Genomic DNA, 17,674 nt, shown 5'->3' on the forward strand with positions numbered 1-17,674 from the left:
GACTCACGCGGTGACGTCGAGCGCCGCGATGATCTTGCTGGGTCGAACTCTCACCACGAGCTCGCCGGGCACCCCGTTGCGACGACCGAACTCCTCGGCCCGCTCGTCGCCCATGTATCGCCGCCCGACCTCGGTAGCGACCCGCACCAGCTCGTCGGGGTCGGTGGACAGGACGGCCTCGCCTTGAATCTGCACGAACCCATATGGAGGCTCCTCGAGATCGACACACATCGCGACGCGGCGATCGCGCGCGAGATATCGGCCCTTCGCCGTCGAAGCGCCGGTGTTGAACACCACCTCGTCCCCCTCGACCACGAACCAGATCGGGGCGACCAGCGGCCGACCGTCACCGGAGAGGTAGCCGAGCTTTCCGGTCCGGGTGCCTCGGGTGAGGAACTCCCGGACGTCGGGGTCACGCAAACTGTCCCGCAGAATGCTCACGAACCGCACAGTACGCGGTTTGCCGGAGATTCGCCGGGCACCGATCAGCGCAGGTCAGGAGAGCACTTCGACCAATGTCGTCGCGGAGTCGCCGACCATGTACTTCTCGATCCCGTCCAGGTGCTTGCGCCAGAAGTCCTGGGCCGCCACGGCGTCGCCGTCGCGGAGGTAGCCGAGGAGCTTGGTGTAGGCGCGATGCGCCGCCCGCGCGGCGGGCTGTTCGTGTTCGTTGCCGTGTGCGGCGATGAACAGGGCGTTGTGCGCCTCGATGATGTGGACGAGCATGCCGGCCAGCACCGCGAGCGTCTCGTTGCCCGCGAGGTCCACCAGGCTCTGGTGCAACTGCACGTCGTGGTGCGCGAACGCGGCGGCGTCGTCCACCAGTTCGCCGCCCTCGTCGATCAGCGCGGCCAGCTTGTCCAACTGCTCGCCGTGCCCGTCGCCGGCGAGGACGCCGACCGCGGACACCTCGAGCGCGGCGCGCGCACGGTAGACGTCGACCAGCGGCGTCCCCTTGTACTGCAGGAGCAGGCCCGTGTAGCGAGCCGCGACGGATGCGTCCGGAGCCATCACGCGGGCTCCGCCGCGCGCGCCCCGCAGCACCGTGATGATCGATTCGGACTCGAGGATCCGGAACGCCTCCCGGAGCGTGGGGCGCGACACCCCGAACTGCTCCATCAGGACGGACTCGTTGGGCAGCGGATCGCCCGCACCGAGTTCACCGGTGATGATCCGCCGGCGCAGATTCGCGGCCACGAGCTCACCCGCCTTGGGCACCCGCACCACAGTCGACTTCGACCCGACCGCCACGTTGCACTTCTCCTCGGCTCCGGTCCCGACCCACGCCCGGACTCGACACCAGAAGGGTACAAGGGTTTAGTTGTTTCCTCCCCTTCCGACGGACCAATCCGTCGGTGGCAACCGTCACCCACGAGCGCACCCGAGGCTACCGACCGGCAGTGAGCAGGCGTCAGACCGGACCGAACTTCGCGAACCAGTCGAGCAGCCGCGGGTCGTCCACGGCGCTGCGATCGACGATCCGGGCGGCGTCCCCGCCCTGGAACAGGCGTTTGATCGGCACCTCGAGCTTCTTGCCGGTCCGGGTGTGCGGGATCGCGGGCGCTGCCACGATGTCGTCGGGCACGTGCCGCGGGGACGCGTGCGTGCGGATCGCGTCCCGGATCCGGTCGCGCAGCGCGTCGTCGAGCCGGGCGGCGTCGGCGAGGACGACGAACAGTGGCATCCAGTACCCGCCGTCCGGCCGGTCGACACCGACGATCAACGCCTCGGCGATCTCCGGCAGTCGCTCGACGGCCTGGTAGACGTCGGCGCTGCCCATGCGGATGCCGTTCCGGTTGAGCGTGGAATCCGATCGTCCGTGCATGACGACGCCGCCGCGTTCGGTGATCGTGATCCAGTCACCGTGCCGCCACACCCCGGGGTAGGTGTCGAAGTAGGCGTCCCGGTAGCGGGCACCGTCCGGGTCGTTCCAGAACCGGACCGGCATCGACGGCATCGGTCGGGTGATCACCAGCTCGCCCACCTCGCCGCGGACCGGCCGGCCGGACTCGTCGAACGCCTCGAGCGCGACACCCAGGTACGGCGCGGACAGCTCACCTGCCCACACCGGCACCGTCCGGCTGCCGCCCACGAATGCCGAGACCACGTCGGTGCCGCCGCTGATCGACGCCACGGCGACGTGGCGGCCGACGTTGTCCGCCAACCACCAGGACAGCGACGCGGGCAACGTCGAACCCGTGACGCCCACGGTGCGTAGCGCGCGCAGATCGTGGTCGGCGGCGGGGACGGCACCCGCCTTCTCGCACGCCATGACGTATCCGGGGCTGGTGCCCAGCACCGTGACCCCCAGCCGGGCCGCCATCTCCCACAGCCGATCCTGAGCGGGGTGCGCGGGACTGCCGTCGCAACAGACGACGGTCGCCCCCACCAGCAGACCGGCGACCTGGAAGTTCCACATCATCCAGCTCGGGCTCGTGTACCAGAAGAAGGTGTCGTCCGAACCCAGGTCCATGTGCAGGGCAACGGCTTTGAGGTGTTCGAGGACGACGCCGCCGTGTCCGTGCACGATGCCCTTGGGCAACCCGGTGGTGCCGGACGAGAACACCACCCACAGCGGGTGATCGAACGGCACGGGCACCGGTTCGAGCGGGGCCTCGACTGCGGTCGCGTCCGGCCACAGCACCGCGTCGTCCACGGACGAGGTTCCCAGGCGCGGGACCACCACGGTGGCCGCGAGGGACGGCATGCCGGCGCGCAGGTGCGCGATCTCGGCGTCGCGGCGGTGCTCGCGGCCCGCGAAGCGGTACCCGTCGGCCGCCACCAGGACGGTGGGCTCGAGTTGTCCCAGTCGGTCGAGCGCGGCCGGCGCGGAGTAGTCCTGGCCGCATGCCGCCCACACCGCGCCGACGCTCGCGGTGCCGAGGAACGCGACGATCGCCTCCGGGACGTTCGGCAGGTAACCGACGACGCGATCGCCCTGCCGTACCCCGAGCGAGCGCAGCGTGGACGCGAACGCCCCGACCTGCCGGAGCAGGTCGGCCCATTCGATCGACTCGCGGTCGCCGCCCTCGCTCTCGTACACGATCGCGGGGCGATCGGCGCGGGCGCTGCGGGCGATCTGGTCGACGTAGTTGAGGCGTACCCCCGGGAACCACACCGCTCCCGGCATGGTCTCGGTGGCGAGCGCCGGTGCCGACGGTTCGGTGGACGGCACGTCGAAGTAGTCCCGGATCGACCGCCAGAAGCCGTCGAGATCGTCGATCGACCACTGCCACAACGCGGGGTAGTCCGGGAGTGCGCGTCCGGTGCGCCGCTCGACCCAGCGGGCGAAGTCGGTGATCCGGGCCTGCTCGACGTCCGCCGCGGTGGGCTCCCACTGCGGCCGGATCCCGGTCTGCTGTTCGCTCTTCACGCGTTCACCTCCCTTCCGGCCGGGCGAGGCCGGCGCGTCGCACGATCTCCTCCGCGTGCCGCAGGACGGGCGCGTCCACCATGCGTCCCTCGAACGCGAAGACCCCCCGTTCCCGCTCCGCCGCCGCGAGTACCCGCTCGGCCCACCCGGCCTGTTCCGCGGTGGGCGCGTAGGCCCGCCGGATCACGTCGATCTGGCTCGGGTGGATCGCGACCTTGGCGTCGAACCCGACGGCCACGGCGTCCTCGCACTCCGCACCGAGCCCGTCGAGGTCGGCGATGTCCAGGAACACCGAGTCGAGTGCGAACCTGCCGTGCGCCTTGGCGGCCAGCAGCGCGGTGGACCGCACGTGCCGGGCGACGTCGCGGTAGCCGCCGTCCGCGCGGCGACTCGACGCGCCGCCGAGCGCGGCCACCAGGTCCTCGGCGCCCCACATCACGCCGACCGTGTTCTCGGCCGTGGCCACCTGACCGACGGCCAGCGCGCCGAGCGGGGATTCGACGAGCGCGATCACCGACAGCGGCGCGAGATCGAGGACCTGGTCGACGGATTCGCACTTGGGGAGCATCACGGCCGTGTACGGGGTGCGGTCGAGTGCGGCACAGTCCAGGGCATGGTCGTCGGTGCCGTGGGCGTTGACGCGGACCACCGTGCGGTCCGGGTCCAGCGGGACGTCGACCAGCGCGCGGCGTGCGGCCTCCCGATCCGCGGGTGCCACGCCGTCCTCGAGGTCGAGGATCACGACGTCGGCGACGGCCGCGGCCTTGGCGTACCGCTCCGGCCGGTCGGCCGGGCAGAACAACCACGCCGGTCCGGGAGCACCTGCGGCCCAGAGGTTCTCGGGGGACGCCGGGCGGCTCATGTCGGCTTCTTCCGGACGAGTGTCTTGCGGGTCGCGGTGGCGACGACGTCGCCGTGCTGATTGCGGCCGGTGTGCTCGAACGTCACGATGCCCTCCCCCGGCCGGCTACGGGACTCGCGCAGGTCGGTGACGACGGTCTCGGCGTACAGCGTGTCGCCGTGGAAGAGCGGCTTGGGGAACGCGACGTCCGAGAACCCCAGGTTCGCGACGATCGTGCCCTGGGTCAGCTGCGCGACCGACAGGCCGACGAGCGTCGACAGCGTGAACATCGAGTTGACCAAACGCTCCCCGAACTGCGTCTCGGCGGCGAAGGCGGCGTCGAGGTGCAGCGCCTGCGTGTTCATCGTGAGCGTCGTGAACAGGACGTTGTCGGCCTCGGTGACGGTCCGCCCGGGACGGTGTGCGTACACGACGCCCGACTCGAACTCCTCGAACCACAGCCCCCGCTGGACGATCTTGCGCGCTGTCACCGGTCAGACCCCCAGTTCCCGTGCGATGAGCATCAACTGGACCTCGGTGGTGCCCTCGCCGATCTCGAGGATCTTGCTGTCGCGGTAGTGCCGCGCCACCGGGTACTCGTTCATGAAACCGTATCCGCCGAAGATCTGGGTGGCATCGCGGGCATTGTCCATCGCGGCCTCGCTCGCGACGAGTTTCGCGATGGACGCCTGCTTCTTGAACGGCTTGCCCGACAACATGAGTGCGGCCGCGTCGTAGTACGCGGTGCGCGCGGTGTGGGCCCGCGCCTCCATCCGGGCGATCTTGAACTCGATGGCCTGGTTGGCGCCGATCGGCCGTCCGAACGCCTCCCGCTCCTTCGCGTACCGGACGGACTCGTCGACGCAGCCCTGCGCGGCGCCGACCGACAGGGCCGCGATCGCGATGCGCCCCTCGTCGAGGATGCGCAGGAAGTTCGCGTAACCGCGGCCGCGCTCGCCGAGGAGGTTCTCCTCGGGGACGCGCACGTCCTGGAACGTCAGCGGATGGGTGTCGGAGGCGTTCCAGCCGACCTTGTCGTACGCCGGTTCGGCGGTGAAGCCGGGTGTGGAGGTCGGGACCAGAATGGTCGAGATCTCCGGAGCGGAGCCCGCGGAGCGACCATCCCGCGCAGTGCGGCCGTTCTCCTTGGTTCCGGTGACCGCGGTGACGGTGACGAGCTTGGTGATGTCGGTGCCGGAGTTGGTGATGAACTGCTTGTTGCCGTTGATGATCCACTGCTCGCCCTCCAGTTTCGCAGTGGTGCGGGTGCCGCCCGCGTCACTGCCGGCGCCGGGCTCGGTGAGACCGAACGCAGCCAGCGCCTTGCCGCTGGTGAGCTGCGGCAGCCACTCCTGCTTCTGTTCCTCGTTGCCGAAGCGGTAGACCGGCATCGCGCCGAGCGAGACACCGGCCTCGAGGGTGATCGCGACGGACTGGTCGACCTTGCCGAGTTCCTCGAGCGCCAGGCACAACGCGAAGTAGTCGCCGCCCATGCCGCCGTACTCCTCGGGGAACGGCAGACCGAACAGGCCCATGTCGGCCATGCCGTCGACCACCGCGTACGGAAACGTGTGGTTCGCGTCGTGCTCCGCGGACACCGGGGCCACGACATTTTGCGCGAAGTCCCGAACGGTCTTCGCGAGCTGCTGATACTCGTCGGGCAGCGATCCGGTGGACAGGTAATCGGTCATGACGCGGCATCCTCCATTGCGGGTTCGGGTGAGCGTTGCGATTCGGCGGCGGGGTCGACCCGCGCGAGCGGTTGGTCGACCTTGACCTGGTCGCCGACGGCGACGAGAACCTCGACGATGCCGCCGATCGGCGCGGACAGGGTGTGTTCCATCTTCATGGCCTCGACGACCACGACGGCGGTTCCGGCGGCGACGGTGTCACCGGACGCCGCGGCCACCGCGATGACGGTGCCGGGCATGGGGCTGGTCAGTTCGGCCTCGCCGGCGTGCGCGTCGGCGCCGCGCACACTCGCCTCGCGCAACTGCGAGACGGTCCACGTGCCGCCGCGGCCACCGGAGAGCCACAGAGACCCGCCGCCGTCAGCGACCCGGTAGCCGAGACCGTAGCCGTCGATCACGACCGTCAGCTCGTCACCGTCCGAACGCGCTGTGAGCGTTCGGCTCTCACCGCCCTCGATCTGCGCCGTCGCGGCGGCCGGATGACCGGTGATCAGCACGTGCTCCGTCCGGTCACCCGCACGCAGCCGGTACGAGATCGGCCGCGTGCCCCCGACGCGCCAACCGGTGGGTGCGTCCCACGGATCGGCGCCGGGCCCGGACCCCGCCGCCCACCGGGCGAGCCAGTGGTACGCGGCCGCGGCGACGAGCACGTCGTCGTCGGCGGCCGGCGGGCGGAAGTCACCAAGCCGGCGATCGAGCAGACCGGTGTCGAGGTCGCCGGCGACGACATCCGGGTCGGCCAGCAGGAATCGCAGGAAGTCGACGTTGGTGACGACGCCGGGTATCGCGGTCTCGGCGAGCGCCCGATCGAGGCGGCGGAGCGCTTCGCCGCGGTCGTCCCCGTGGGCGATCACCTTGGCAAGCATGGGGTCGTAGTCACTGCCGACGACGGTGCCGTCGTGGAGGCCGGAATCGACCCGCACCCCCACCCCGGTCGGTTCGGTCAGTCCCAGTACCGTGCCGCCGGTGGGCAGGAAGCCGCGAGCCGGATCCTCGGCGTACACGCGGGCCTCGATCGCATGGCCGGTGAGCTCGACGTCGTCCTGCGTGAAACCGAGCGGCTCCCCCGCCGCGACGCGCACCTGCCACTCGACGAGGTCGAGTCCGGTGACCATCTCCGTCACCGGGTGTTCCACCTGCAGGCGGGTGTTCATCTCCATGAAGAAGAACTCGTCGGGCCGGTCGGCGGACACGATGAACTCCACCGTCCCGGCGCCGGTGTAGTCGACGCTGCGGGCGGTGTCGCACGCGGCGGCACCTATCCGGGCACGGGTCTCGGCGTCGAGCAACGGCGACGGCGCCTCCTCGATCACCTTCTGGTGCCGCCGCTGCAGGCTGCACTCACGCTCGCCGAGGTGCACGACGTTGCCGTGGCGGTCCGCAACGACCTGCACCTCGATGTGCCGGGGCCGCAACACGAACCGCTCCAGGAACAGCGTGTCGTCGCCGAACGCCGAAGTCGCCTCCCGGCGCGCGCTGACCAATGCGGCCGGCAGGTCCGCGGCGTCCTCGACCAGACGCATCCCCTTGCCGCCGCCGCCGGCCGACGGTTTGACCAACACCGGGTAGCCGATGTCGTCGGCGGCCGCGACCAGCTCGGCGTCCGACAGACCGGGCTTCGCGATGCCCGGCACCACCGGCACGTCGAACGCCGCCACCGCGTTCTTGGCGGTGATCTTGTCGCCCATCACCTCGATGGCCCGCGCCGAGGGGCCGAGGAACACGATCCCCGCGGCCTCGCACGCCGCCGCGAAGGCGGTGTTCTCGGAGAGGAACCCGTAGCCGGGGTGGATCGCTTGCGCACCGGTGCGCTTCGCGGCGTCCAGCACCCGGTCGATGTCGAGGTAGCTCTCGCGCGCGGCGGCCGGCCCGATCAGGACCGACGTGTCGGCCTCGCGGACGTGCCGGGCCCCCGCGTCCGCCTCGCTGTAGACCGCTACCGAGCGGATCCCCATGCGACGGAGGGTGCGGATCACGCGGACCGCGATCTCGCCGCGATTGGCGACGAGGACGGTGTCGAACGTACCGGCGGTGTCGAATTGTGTAGTCATGTCTGCCCTCACATCCGGAAGACGCCGTAGGAGACCGGTTCGAGCGGCGCGTTCGCACACGCCGACAGCGCCAGTCCCACAACCGTTCTGGTATCGGCCGGGTCGATCACTCCGTCGTCCCACAGCCGTGCGGTCGAGTAGTACGGATTTCCCTGCGCCTCGTACTGCGCCCGGATCGCGTCGGGGTCGCGTCCCGAATCATTGCCGGAGCCGACAGCCCCGAGAACCGACGCGGCCTGCTCACCACCCATCACCGAGATCCGCGCGTTGGGCCACATCCACAGGAAGCGGGGCGAGTACGCCCGTCCGCACATCGAGTAGTTGCCGGCGCCGTAGGAGCCGCCGATGACGACGGTGAGCTTGGGCACCCGCGCGCACGCGACCGCGGTGACCATCTTGGCGCCGTGCTTGGCGATGCCGCCGGCCTCGTACTCACGGCCCACCATGAAACCGGTGATGTTCTGCAGGAACAGCAACGGGATGCTGCGCTTGTCGCACAGCTCGATGAAGTGCGCGCCCTTCATCGCCGACTCGGCGAACAGGACGCCGTTGTTGGCGACGATGCCGACCGGGTGGCCGTGGATGCGGGCGAAGCCGGTGACCAGGGTCTTGCCGTACTCGGCCTTGAACTCCTGGAAGGACGAACCGTCGGCGCCGCCGACGCGCCCCGCGTCGACCATGCGGGTGATGACCCCGCGCACGTCGTACGGGATGCGCGGGTCGGTCGGCACGACGTCGTACAGCTCGTGCTGGTCCGCCACGGGCTCGACGGTCTCGGCCACGTCCCACGGCCGCGGGGCACGCGGGCCGAAGGTGGACACGATGTTCCGGACGATGCGCAGCGCGTCGCGGTCGTCCTCCGCGAGATGGTCGGTGACGCCGGAGACCTTCGAGTGCAGGTCGCCGCCACCGAGTTCCTCGGCCGTGACGACCTCGCCGGTCGCGGCCTTCACGAGCGGCGGCCCGCCGAGGAAGATGGTGCCCTGGTTGCGGACGATCACGGCCTCGTCACTCATCGCCGGCACGTACGCGCCGCCCGCAGTACACGAGCCCAGGACCGCGGCGATCTGCGGAATGCCCGCGGCGCTCATGGTCGCCTGGTTGTAGAAGATGCGGCCGAAGTGCTCGCGGTCCGGGAACACCTCGTCCTGCATCGGCAGGAAGGCCCCGCCCGAGTCCACGAGGTAGAGGCACGGCAGGTGGTTCTGGAGCGCGATCTCCTGCGCCCGCAGGTGCTTCTTGACGGTCATCGGGTAGTACGTGCCGCCCTTGACGGTGGCATCGTTCGCGACGATCACGCACTCCCGCCCCGACACCCGGCCGATGCCGCCGATCACGCCGGCGCCCGGGCACTGGTCGTCGTACATGCCGTTCGCGGCGAGCGGCGCGAGTTCGAGGAACGGGCTCCCCGGGTCGAGCAGCGCGTCGACGCGCTCGCGGGGCAGGAGCTTGCCCCGCGCGACGTGGCGCTCGCGCGAGCGTTCACTACCGCCACGTGCCGCGGTGGCGAGCCGTTCCTGCAATTCGGCCACGAGCGCGAGGTGCTGATCCCGGTGCACGGATCGCGGCGGTGTGGACGAGAGGGTGCTGGTGGTGGTCACGGCACCGTCCTTCCGGAGGTTCCCGATACGCTGATGTGAGTTAATCCCGACTAACTGAACGTAGGTTATCCGTGATTAACTGAGTTGTCCAGATCACATTGCACAGGGAACGTGACCCATGACCGATGTCGATGCCCGACAGGGCGAACAGCGAGTCGACACCCGCCCCGAGAACCGCCGGAGCCGAGCGAAGGCCGACCGCCGGCGGGAACTGCTGCGCGCAGCCGCGCGTCTCATCGCCGAGCGCGGGTTCCCCGGAGTGCGGCTCGAGGACCTCGGGGCCGCGGTCGGAATCAGCGGTCCCGCGGTCTACCGGCACTTTCCCAACAAGGACGCCCTGCTGGTGGAACTGCTCACCGACATCAGCGAGCGACTGCTCGCCGGCGGCGAGGACGTGGTGCGGCGGATCCCCGATCCCGCCGCGGCCCTCGAGGCGCTGGTCGAGTTCCACCTGGACTTCGCGTTGGGCGAACCGGACCTCATCCGCGTGCAGGACCGCGATCTGCATTCGCTGCCCGACGACGCCCGACACCGTGTCCGGCAGATGCAGCGCCGCTACGTGGAACTGTGGGTGGGCGTGCTCTGCCGGATGGATCCCGGACTGGACGCGTCCCGCGCCCGGATCGCCGCGCACGCGACGTTCGGCCTCATCAACTCGACTCCGTACAGCGCGGCATCCTCGTCCGCCGAGGGGAGAGCGGACGAGGATCCGACCCGCGCGGTGCTGCGACGGATGGCTCTGGCCGCGCTGCCGCCGGGCACGATCGGGTGACCCGATACCGTCGGGTCAGGTTCGGCGACCGGTGAGCGACGTGTAGGCCAGCGTCAGCACCGCGGCCACCACGATGCTGATGATCCACCGCCACCAGTCGATCCCGGGCGTGTCGCCCTTGTCGCTGATCAGACCCCATATCCAGTAGCCGATCAGGGCGCCGACGATGCCGATGACGACGGTGATGATCCAGCCCATCGCCTGCTTGCCGGGTACCACCAGGCGCGCCAGCACGCCGATGACGGCGCCGAAGATGATCGTGCCGATGATCTCGCCCATGACGGGCTCCTTCCCTACGCCCCCGCCACGCGGTGGAACGCGCTCCCGCCCTGGCTCGACGGTACGTTCCCCGACGGGCCAGGGCGGACGATCACCGAGATCGTTGCACGAGTGAGTCCGTCACCGCCCGTGGACGATGACTCCGCGGATGTTCTTGCCGTTGCGCAAGTCCTCGTACCCCTGGTTGACGTCCTCGAGCGAATACCGGGTCGTGACCAGTTCGTCGAGCTTCAACTCACCCTGGTCGTACATACGCAGCAGGCGGACGATGTCGTACTGCGGGTTGGCCGAGCCGAACAGCGTCCCCTTGATCGTCTTCTCGTTGAGCGTCAGATCGGCGCCCGAGACGTGCACGGTCAGCTTCGTCGGATCGGCGAGGCCGGTGATGACGACGGTACCGCCCTTACCGATGACGGCCGTCGCCGCCGCGACCACCTCCTCGTCGACCGTGCCGACCAGGATCAGAGCCTGGTCGGCGCCCTGCCCCCAGCTGAGCTCGTTCACCTTCTCTGCGGCCTCCTCCGCTGTCGCGAAGGCGTGGGTGGCCCCGAACTTGAGAGCCGTCTCACGCTTGAACGCGAGGGGGTCGACCACGACGACGTACCTGGCACCGGCCTGCACCGCACCCTGTACGGCGTTGATCCCGAGACCACCGATGCCGTAGATGACGACGATGTCACCGGCGCGGACGCCGCCGGAATACACCGCGGTCCCCCACCCCGACGGGACGCCGCAGCCGACGAGGACCGCGGTCTCGAGCGGCAGCCAGTCGTCCACCTTGACGACCGAGTGCTGCGAGATGGTCGCCCGCTCGGAGAACGTGCCGAGCATGCACATGGCGCCGAACTCCTTGCCGTCGCCGCGGAACCGGAAGCTGCCGTCGGGCATCGATCCCTCCAGGATCGTCGCGCCCATGTCGCACAGGTTCTGCCGCCCGGTGGCGCAGTACCGGCACGTTCCGCAATTGGGGATGAAGCTGCACACCACGTGGTCCCCGGGCTTGACCTTGGTGACGCCAGGGCCGACCTCCTCGATGATCCCCGAGCCCTCGTGCCCGCCCACGATGGGATAGCGGGGCGGCAGGTCGCCGTCGGTGAGGTGCAGGTCCGAATGGCACAGTCCCGCAGCGGTGTACTTGATGAGCACCTCGCCCGGGCCGGGCCCGTCGAGGTCGAGTTCCATGATCTCGAACGGTCTTCCGGCCTCGAGCAGCACGGCGGCCTTGGTCTTCATCGATCTTCTCCTTCGAGATGGGGGTGGGATGCGCGAGGTCAGAGCGCGACGTTGACGGCCTTGGTCTGGGTGTAGAGGTCGATGGCGGAGGCACCGAGTTCGCGGCCCCAGCCCGACTGCTTGTAGCCACCGAACGGCATGGCGGTGTCGAAGCCGTTGTACTGGTTGATCCACACCGAACCGGCTTTCAGCCGGCGGGCGGTACGGTGCGCCTTCGAGATGTCGCGGGTCCAGATCCCTGCGGCGAGCCCGTAGATCGAGTCGTTGGCGGCGGTGACGATGCCGTCGTCGGCGTCGAACGGCATCGCGGCGACGACCGGGCCGAAGATCTCCTCCCGGACGACGCTGAACTCCGGCTGCACGTCCACCAGGACGGTCGGTTCGACGAAATAGCCGGTCTCGCCCCAGCGCTTGCCACCCGTGAGTGCCCGCGCGCCGTCGGCGAGCCCGTCGCGCAGGTAGCCGGTCACCCGGTCGAGCTGTTCCTGCGACACGAGGGGACCGAGCTCCGTCGCGGGGTCGAGCCCCGGGCCGATCTTGACGTTGCTCGCGGCCTCCGCCACGGCGTCGGTGAACCGCTCGAAGATGCTGTTCTCGACGTACAGGCGCGTGCCGGCGACGCAGCACTGCCCGTGGTTGAACAGCCAGGCGTTGAGCGAACCCAGCACCGCCGCATCGAAATCGGCGTCCGCGAACACGATGTTGGGGCTCTTGCCGCCGAGCTCGAGCGTGACCTTCTTGAGGTTGCCCTTGGCCGCGTCGACGATCTTCTTGCCCACCTCGGTGGACCCGGTGAAGGCGATCTTGTCGACGTCGTCGTGCGCCGAGAGGGCGGCGCCGGCGTCGCCGAAGCCCGGCACGACGTTGACGACACCGGGCGGGAAGCCGGCCTCCTCGAACACCTCGGCGAGCATCAGTGCGGTGAGCGGCGTCTGCTCGGCCGGCTTGAGGATCACCGTGTTGCCGGCCGCCAACGCGGGGGCGAGCTTCCACGACGCCATCAACAGCGGGAAGTTCCACGGCACGATCAGCCCACACACTCCCACCGGTTCGCGAAGGGTGTAGGCGTGGAACTCACCGCCCGGCACGAATGGCATCGACACGTTGACGGTGCTGCCCTCGATCTTCGTGGCCCAGCCCGCGTAGTAGCGGAAGACGTCGGCGGCCCACGCCGTGTCGACAGCCGAGGCGATCGCGGCGGACTTGCCGTTGTCGAGCGCCTCGAGCTGACCGAACTCGGCCGCGCGCTCGCTCAGCAGATCGCCGACCCGCCAGATGAGCCGCTCGCGCTCGTTGGGCTTCATCGACGCCCACGGCCCCTCGTCGAACGCGCGGCGGGCGGCCCGCACGGCGCGGTCGACATCGGCGGCCTCCCCGTGCGCGACGTCGGCGAGCCGCTCGCCGGTGGCCGGATCGTGCGTGACGAACGTGCGACCGGACGCGGCGTCGACGAACTCACCGCCGATGTACAGCTGCTTGGTGCCGGCGAGGAACTCGCGCACTCGCGGTGAAACGGACTGCTCGGCAACGACAGTCATGCCACAGCCTCCTGAAGACGATGTGTGTGATGCGGAACACATCCATCGTGCTTCGGGGTGGCGCGGCGGAACTGTTCAAGCTTTGGACACCGCGCCCGGACCGATCGGTCGAACGGTGATGTCGAGCGCCCGGATCCGGCTGTAGAGCGTGGTTCGGCTGATCCCGAGCCGTGCCGCGGCGTGCACCTTGTTGCCGTGGCTCTCCTCGAGGGCCTCGATGATCGCGTCACGCTCGGCCCGTTCACGGCCGCCGAGTCGCGCGACCCGGCCGGGCGCGCGGTACTCCTCGGGCAGGTCCTCGACGCGAATCGCCGCCCCACCGCGAGCGGGCAGACCCGCGACGACGGCCCGCAACTCGACCAGATTGCCCGGCCACGTGTGCTCGGACAACGCCGACAGCGCGCTGGGGCCCACCCGCACACCCGCACGGCCGACCTCGGCGGCCAACGCGGAGACGAGCGCGGCCAGCTCGCGAATTCGTTGACGCAGCGCCGGCACCGTCACCTGCGCGCCGCACCGGGCGAGCAGGTCCCGCACCGCGGGCCGCACGGTGTCGAGCGGATCGGAGGTGAACACCGGCCGCGGCCCGTCGGTACGGGCGGCCAGCGACGCCAGCAGGGCGAGGACGGCGTCGGGTGCCAGGTGGACATGCTCGATCAGGAGGTGTTCGAGCCCGGCCTCGACGTGCCCGAGCAGGCGCGCACACCAGTCGCGCTCACCCTCCGCGACGACGTGGGCGGCGTCGACCGTCACGACGGGCCCGTCCGCGAACTCCCGCGCGGCCCAGCTGCGTCCACTGCCCGGCTCGCCGACGATCGCCAGTGCGCCTGTACTCGAGCGCAATTCGTGCAGACGGGCGCGCAGACGGGAGGTCGCGTCCTGTGGTGTCGCCCGTCGTCGCACCGGCGGTCGGGCCTCGTCGACGTCGAGCAGGAAGAGGGCACCGCTCTCGGCGCCGGCCACCCGATCGATGCGCAGTCCGGTACGCCCGCCGCCGGACAACGCGAACTCCACCGTCCGCGACTCGCCGGCGGGCACGTCACCGGCGAGGGCGCGCAACGCCACGTGGTCGCCGGGTTCGAGCAGTTCGACGGCGGCCTTGTTGGTGAGCATGATGTCCTGCCCCATCGCGGCCACCGCGACGCCGCGCTGGCGGGCCGCGATCTGGAACGCGTCCACCACCCGCCGGTCCGATTCTCGCGCACCCTCCAGCAGACGCGCCTCGATGTCGCGGACGGCGCGCGCCAGGAACGGCACGAACAGCGGGTTGGCCGTCTTCTCGGTCGCGGTGATGTCGAGGATGCCCTCGATCCTGCGCGTGACCGGATGCACGATCGGGTGCCCGTAGCAACTGAACTGCCGGAACGATTCGAGGAAGTGTTCGTCACCGTGGATGACGAGGCCCTGCCGCACCTCGAGCGGAGTCCCCAGCGCGTTCGTCCCGTACGTCTCCTCGGAGAGCGCGACTCCGGGTAAGACGCCGACACCCTCCATCGCCGCCTTCATGACGTCGGAGTCGAACACCCGCGACACCACGCAGCAGTCGCGGTCGACCAGGAGAATCCCGCAGCCGGTGCCCGTCAGCTGGACCCGCAGTTCGTCGAGCACCGGCCGTGCGGCCCGCAACAGCCGCCCGGCCGCGTCCGACGGGTCGAGCAACGTCGGTTCGGGCACACGCGCCGGGTCGATACCGCTGAGCTGCGAACGCTTCCAGGACAGTTCGATCTCCGGGCGTAACGCGTGCACCGTCGCTCCTTCCGGTCAGGCCCGATCGATGAGTTCGAGCGAGATCTCCCGCATCTCGACCTTGCGGATCTTGCCGGTGACCGTCATCGGGAACTCGTCCACCAGATGCACGTACCGGGGGATCTTGTAGTGCGCGAGCCGGCCGGTGCAGAACTCGCGGATCCCGTCGGCGTCGAGCGGCTCCGCACCCTCACGCATCCGGATCCACACCATCAGCTCCTCCCCGTACTTCGCGTCGGGGACGCCGATCACCTGGGCGTCGAGGATGTCCGGGTGCGTGTAGAGGAATTCCTCGATCTCGCGTGGGTAGATGTTCTCGCCGCCGCGGATCACCATGTCCTTGATGCGCCCCGTGACGGCGACGTAGCCGTCGGCGTCCATCACGCCGATGTCCCCGGTGTGCATCCACCGGGCGGCATCGATCACCTCGGCGGTCTTGTCGGGGTTGTTCCAGTAGCCGAGCATCACCGAATAGCCGCGGGTGCAGAGTTCTCCGGCCTCCCCGCGCGGCACCGTCGATCCGGTCGCCGGGTCGACGATCTTCACCTCCAGATGCGGGCCCACCCGACCGACGGTCGATACGCGTCGGTCGATGGAGTCGTCGCGGCGGGTCTGCAGCGACACCGGCGACGTCTCGGTCATGCCGTAGCAGATCGACACCTCCGCCATCCCCATCCGTTCGATGACCTGCTTCATCACCTCGACCGGGCACGGCGAGCCGGCCATGATCCCGGTGCGCAGGCTCGACAGGTCGTAGGACTCGAAGTCCGGGTCCGCCAGTTCGGCGATGAACATCGTGGGCACGCCGTACAGCGACGTGCACTGCTCGGCCTGCACCGCCGCCAACGCGGCACCGGGATCGAACGCCGGACCGGGAATCACCATCGCGGCACCGTGGCTGGTGCACGCGAGATTGCCCATCACCATTCCGAAGCAATGGTAGAAGGGCACCGGGATGCACACGCGGTCGAGCTCGGTGTACCCGCACAACTCTCCGACGAAGTACCCGTTGTTGAGGATGTTGTGGTGGCTGAGCGTCGCCCCCTTGGGGAATCCTGTTGTCCCGGAGGTGTACTGGATGTTGATGGGGTCGTCGGCGGACAGCGCCGCCTGGGCGCGGACCAACGGCACGCGGTCGGCGGCCAGTGCTGTCGCGCCGCCGGTGAGCAGCGCCTGCCACGACGACGAACCGAGCAGCAGGACATGCTCGAGCGCTGTGCACTCCGGGCGCACCTCGTCGATCATCGCCGCATAGTCGGAAGTCTTGAACGACGGCGCCGCGATCAGCATTCGGACCCCGGCCTGGTTCAGTACGTACTGCAGTTCGTGGGTGCGATACGCCGGGTTGATGTTGACGAGGATCGCGCCGATCTTCGCCGTCGCGTACTGGACCATCGCCCACTCCGCGCAGTTGGGGGCCCAGATGCCGACCCGGTCCCCCTTGCCGATTCCCACCTCGAGCAGGCCGGCGGCGATCGCATCGACGTCCGACGCCAGCTCACCGTAGGTCCAGCGCCGTCCCGTCCCTCGATCGATCAGCGCGTCCCGATCGCCGTGTGCGGCGACCGTCCGATCGAAGTTGTCGCCGATGGTGTCGCCCAACATGGGTGCGTCCCACGTCCCCGAGGCGTAGCTCGGCAGCGACCGGTGCAGCGAAGCGGTGGTGGTCATCGCGTTTCCTCTCCGGGCGCCGACCGGCGCCCACGGGAGAAACCGGCGGGGCCGGCATCCCCAACGTACTCGCACGACTGTGATCCAGGACATACTCACCGACCCGGAGTGCCGACAACTGTTCAGAGTCCGGACACACGGGATGGTGTTGCACGAAGGATAGTGATGCGCGTCACTCCACCTCCACCCCCGAAAGGGGTGGAATCGGCGGGCGCCGTCGCGACGAGAGGGCACCGCCGACGGACGACCCGCTCGGCAGGGCCGAGCGGGTCGTCTCCACCTGCGGGTCAGGCGGCGGTGTCGTCCTCGTCGAGGCCGCACGCGCCGCGCAGTTCCCGGGTGATCTCGTGCCACACCGTCGCGTAGGAGGCGATCTCCGGCGCCGCGATCCACACCGTCTCGCCCGCCTGCGCCTTCCGCAGCGCCTCGGCGAACAGGTCCTGGTAGCGCGACAGCCGAGGAACGAACGCCGAAACGTCGTCCAACACGTCCTGGGCCTGCTTGTCCAGCACGCCCAGGGCGGTGACGTCCGCCGCAGCCGTGGCCTCACGCAGCGGTCCGTCGAGTTCCAGGAAGCGCTCGTGGATCTCGGCGATCGAGTCCTCGTCGACCGAGACCCGCTCGGCGTCGAGCTGGTCGCCGAGCTCGGTCAGGCCGGCGGCCGTCAGCGCGAACGTGCCGTCCCCGGCCGCCTCGGCCTTGCCCTGCGCGAGCAGCGCGTCGCGCGCCGCCTCCGCCGAGGCCACGGCGACTCCCAGCTGCGCGGCGAGGACGTCGGCCGTCACCCGTCCCTTGAGGCGGATCGTCTGCAACAGTGCCAGCTCGTCGACGTTGCCCGCGAAGGCCATCGTGTACTCCTCGTGTTCTCGAAATCGTGT

15 protein-coding genes are annotated in these 17,674 nt (G+C 69.8%); 1 reads left to right on the plus strand and 14 read right to left on the minus strand.

Annotated features, from left to right (window positions below; all coding sequences use genetic code 11):
* Window positions 1-3 precede the first annotated feature (3 nt).
* The 8 genes from E7742_RS13865 to E7742_RS13900 form a co-directional block, all read right to left on the minus strand.
* A complete protein-coding gene (locus E7742_RS13865) occupies window positions 4-435 on the minus strand; it encodes a PPOX class F420-dependent oxidoreductase (RefSeq protein WP_217497554.1) in 432 nt (143 codons plus the stop codon).
* Between the two features lie 60 nt (window positions 436-495).
* Window positions 496-1,251, minus strand: a complete 756-nt coding sequence (locus E7742_RS13870; protein ID WP_137799471.1) for a FadR/GntR family transcriptional regulator — start codon at window positions 1,249-1,251, stop codon at window positions 496-498.
* A 160-nt stretch (window positions 1,252-1,411) separates the two neighbouring features.
* Window positions 1,412-3,373: an acetoacetate--CoA ligase gene (locus E7742_RS13875; protein WP_254699006.1), complete on the minus strand. Its 1,962-nt coding sequence runs from the start codon at window positions 3,371-3,373 to the stop codon at window positions 1,412-1,414.
* Window positions 3,374-3,377: 4 nt separating this feature from the next.
* Complete coding sequence (locus E7742_RS13880; protein WP_137799472.1) at window positions 3,378-4,235, minus strand: HpcH/HpaI aldolase/citrate lyase family protein; 858 nt, start codon at window positions 4,233-4,235, stop codon at window positions 3,378-3,380.
* The gene (locus tag E7742_RS13885) at window positions 4,232-4,705 is read right to left on the minus strand and encodes a MaoC family dehydratase (RefSeq protein ID WP_137799473.1); all 474 of its coding nucleotides are present in this window, start codon (window positions 4,703-4,705) and stop codon (window positions 4,232-4,234) included. Before E7742_RS13885 ends, E7742_RS13880 begins: the two co-directional genes overlap by 4 nt.
* Before the next feature lie 3 nt (window positions 4,706-4,708).
* A complete protein-coding gene (locus E7742_RS13890; protein ID WP_137799474.1) occupies window positions 4,709-5,905 on the minus strand; it encodes an acyl-CoA dehydrogenase family protein in 1,197 nt (398 codons plus the stop codon).
* Window positions 5,902-7,956 (minus strand): acetyl/propionyl/methylcrotonyl-CoA carboxylase subunit alpha, encoded by a 2,055-nt coding sequence (locus tag E7742_RS13895; RefSeq protein ID WP_137799475.1) that lies wholly within the window; start codon window positions 7,954-7,956, stop codon window positions 5,902-5,904. Before E7742_RS13895 ends, E7742_RS13890 begins: the two co-directional genes overlap by 4 nt.
* An 8-nt stretch (window positions 7,957-7,964) precedes the next feature.
* On the minus strand, window positions 7,965-9,515 hold the full coding sequence (locus E7742_RS13900; protein ID WP_137801212.1) for a carboxyl transferase domain-containing protein: 1,551 nt from the start codon (window positions 9,513-9,515) through the stop codon (window positions 7,965-7,967).
* Between the two features lie 160 nt (window positions 9,516-9,675).
* On the opposite strand from E7742_RS13900, the gene E7742_RS13905 reads away from it, so the two are divergent.
* Window positions 9,676-10,329 carry an SACE_7040 family transcriptional regulator gene (locus E7742_RS13905; RefSeq protein WP_137799476.1) on the plus strand — a complete coding sequence of 218 codons (654 nt, stop codon included), beginning with the start codon at window positions 9,676-9,678 and terminating at the stop codon, window positions 10,327-10,329.
* 15 nt (window positions 10,330-10,344) lie between these two features.
* Here E7742_RS13905 and E7742_RS13910 read toward each other — a convergent pair whose 3' ends face one another.
* The 6 genes from E7742_RS13910 to E7742_RS13935 all read right to left on the minus strand — a co-directional run bounded on the left by E7742_RS13910 (window position 10,345) and on the right by E7742_RS13935 (window position 17,644).
* A complete protein-coding gene (locus E7742_RS13910) occupies window positions 10,345-10,608 on the minus strand; it encodes a GlsB/YeaQ/YmgE family stress response membrane protein (protein ID WP_137799477.1) in 264 nt (87 codons plus the stop codon).
* A gap of 120 nt (window positions 10,609-10,728) precedes the next feature.
* Window positions 10,729-11,841 (minus strand): NDMA-dependent alcohol dehydrogenase, encoded by a 1,113-nt coding sequence (locus E7742_RS13915; protein ID WP_137799478.1) that lies wholly within the window; start codon window positions 11,839-11,841, stop codon window positions 10,729-10,731.
* 38 nt (window positions 11,842-11,879) lie between these two features.
* Window positions 11,880-13,379 carry an aldehyde dehydrogenase family protein gene (locus E7742_RS13920; protein WP_137799479.1) on the minus strand — a complete coding sequence of 500 codons (1,500 nt, stop codon included), beginning with the start codon at window positions 13,377-13,379 and terminating at the stop codon, window positions 11,880-11,882.
* Between the two features lie 75 nt (window positions 13,380-13,454).
* The gene (locus E7742_RS13925; protein ID WP_137799480.1) at window positions 13,455-15,125 is read right to left on the minus strand and encodes a sigma-54-dependent Fis family transcriptional regulator; all 1,671 of its coding nucleotides are present in this window, start codon (window positions 15,123-15,125) and stop codon (window positions 13,455-13,457) included.
* 15 nt (window positions 15,126-15,140) lie between these two features.
* Window positions 15,141-16,730, minus strand: coding sequence for an AMP-binding protein (locus tag E7742_RS13930; protein ID WP_137801213.1), 1,590 nt, complete (start codon window positions 16,728-16,730; stop codon window positions 15,141-15,143).
* A gap of 353 nt (window positions 16,731-17,083) precedes the next feature.
* Window positions 17,084-17,644, minus strand: coding sequence for a hypothetical protein (locus tag E7742_RS13935; RefSeq protein WP_137799481.1), 561 nt, complete (start codon window positions 17,642-17,644; stop codon window positions 17,084-17,086).
* Between the last annotated feature and the right edge of the window lie 30 nt (window positions 17,645-17,674).

Source organism: Rhodococcus sp. SGAir0479, from assembly GCF_005484805.1.
Lineage (GTDB): Bacteria > Actinomycetota > Actinomycetes > Mycobacteriales > Mycobacteriaceae > Prescottella.

Excerpts from the sequence above, each read along its gene's own strand:
- E7742_RS13895 (WP_137799475.1), bottom strand. The coding sequence starts at position 7,956 with ATGACTACACAATTCGACACCGCCGGTACGTTCGACACCGTCCTCGTC.
- E7742_RS13930 (WP_137801213.1), bottom strand. The coding sequence starts at position 16,730 with ATGTTGGGCGACACCATCGGCGACAACTTCGATCGGACGGTCGCCGCA.
- E7742_RS13920 (WP_137799479.1), bottom strand. The coding sequence starts at position 13,379 with ATGACTGTCGTTGCCGAGCAGTCCGTTTCACCGCGAGTGCGCGAGTTC.
- E7742_RS13910 (WP_137799477.1), bottom strand. The coding sequence starts at position 10,608 with ATGGGCGAGATCATCGGCACGATCATCTTCGGCGCCGTCATCGGCGTG.
- E7742_RS13880 (WP_137799472.1), bottom strand. The coding sequence starts at position 4,235 with ATGAGCCGCCCGGCGTCCCCCGAGAACCTCTGGGCCGCAGGTGCTCCC.
- E7742_RS13935 (WP_137799481.1), bottom strand. The coding sequence starts at position 17,644 with ATGGCCTTCGCGGGCAACGTCGACGAGCTGGCACTGTTGCAGACGATC.
- E7742_RS13915 (WP_137799478.1), bottom strand. The coding sequence starts at position 11,841 with ATGAAGACCAAGGCCGCCGTGCTGCTCGAGGCCGGAAGACCGTTCGAG.
- E7742_RS13905 (WP_137799476.1), top strand. The coding sequence starts at position 9,676 with ATGACCGATGTCGATGCCCGACAGGGCGAACAGCGAGTCGACACCCGC.
- E7742_RS13890 (WP_137799474.1), bottom strand. The coding sequence starts at position 5,905 with ATGACCGATTACCTGTCCACCGGATCGCTGCCCGACGAGTATCAGCAG.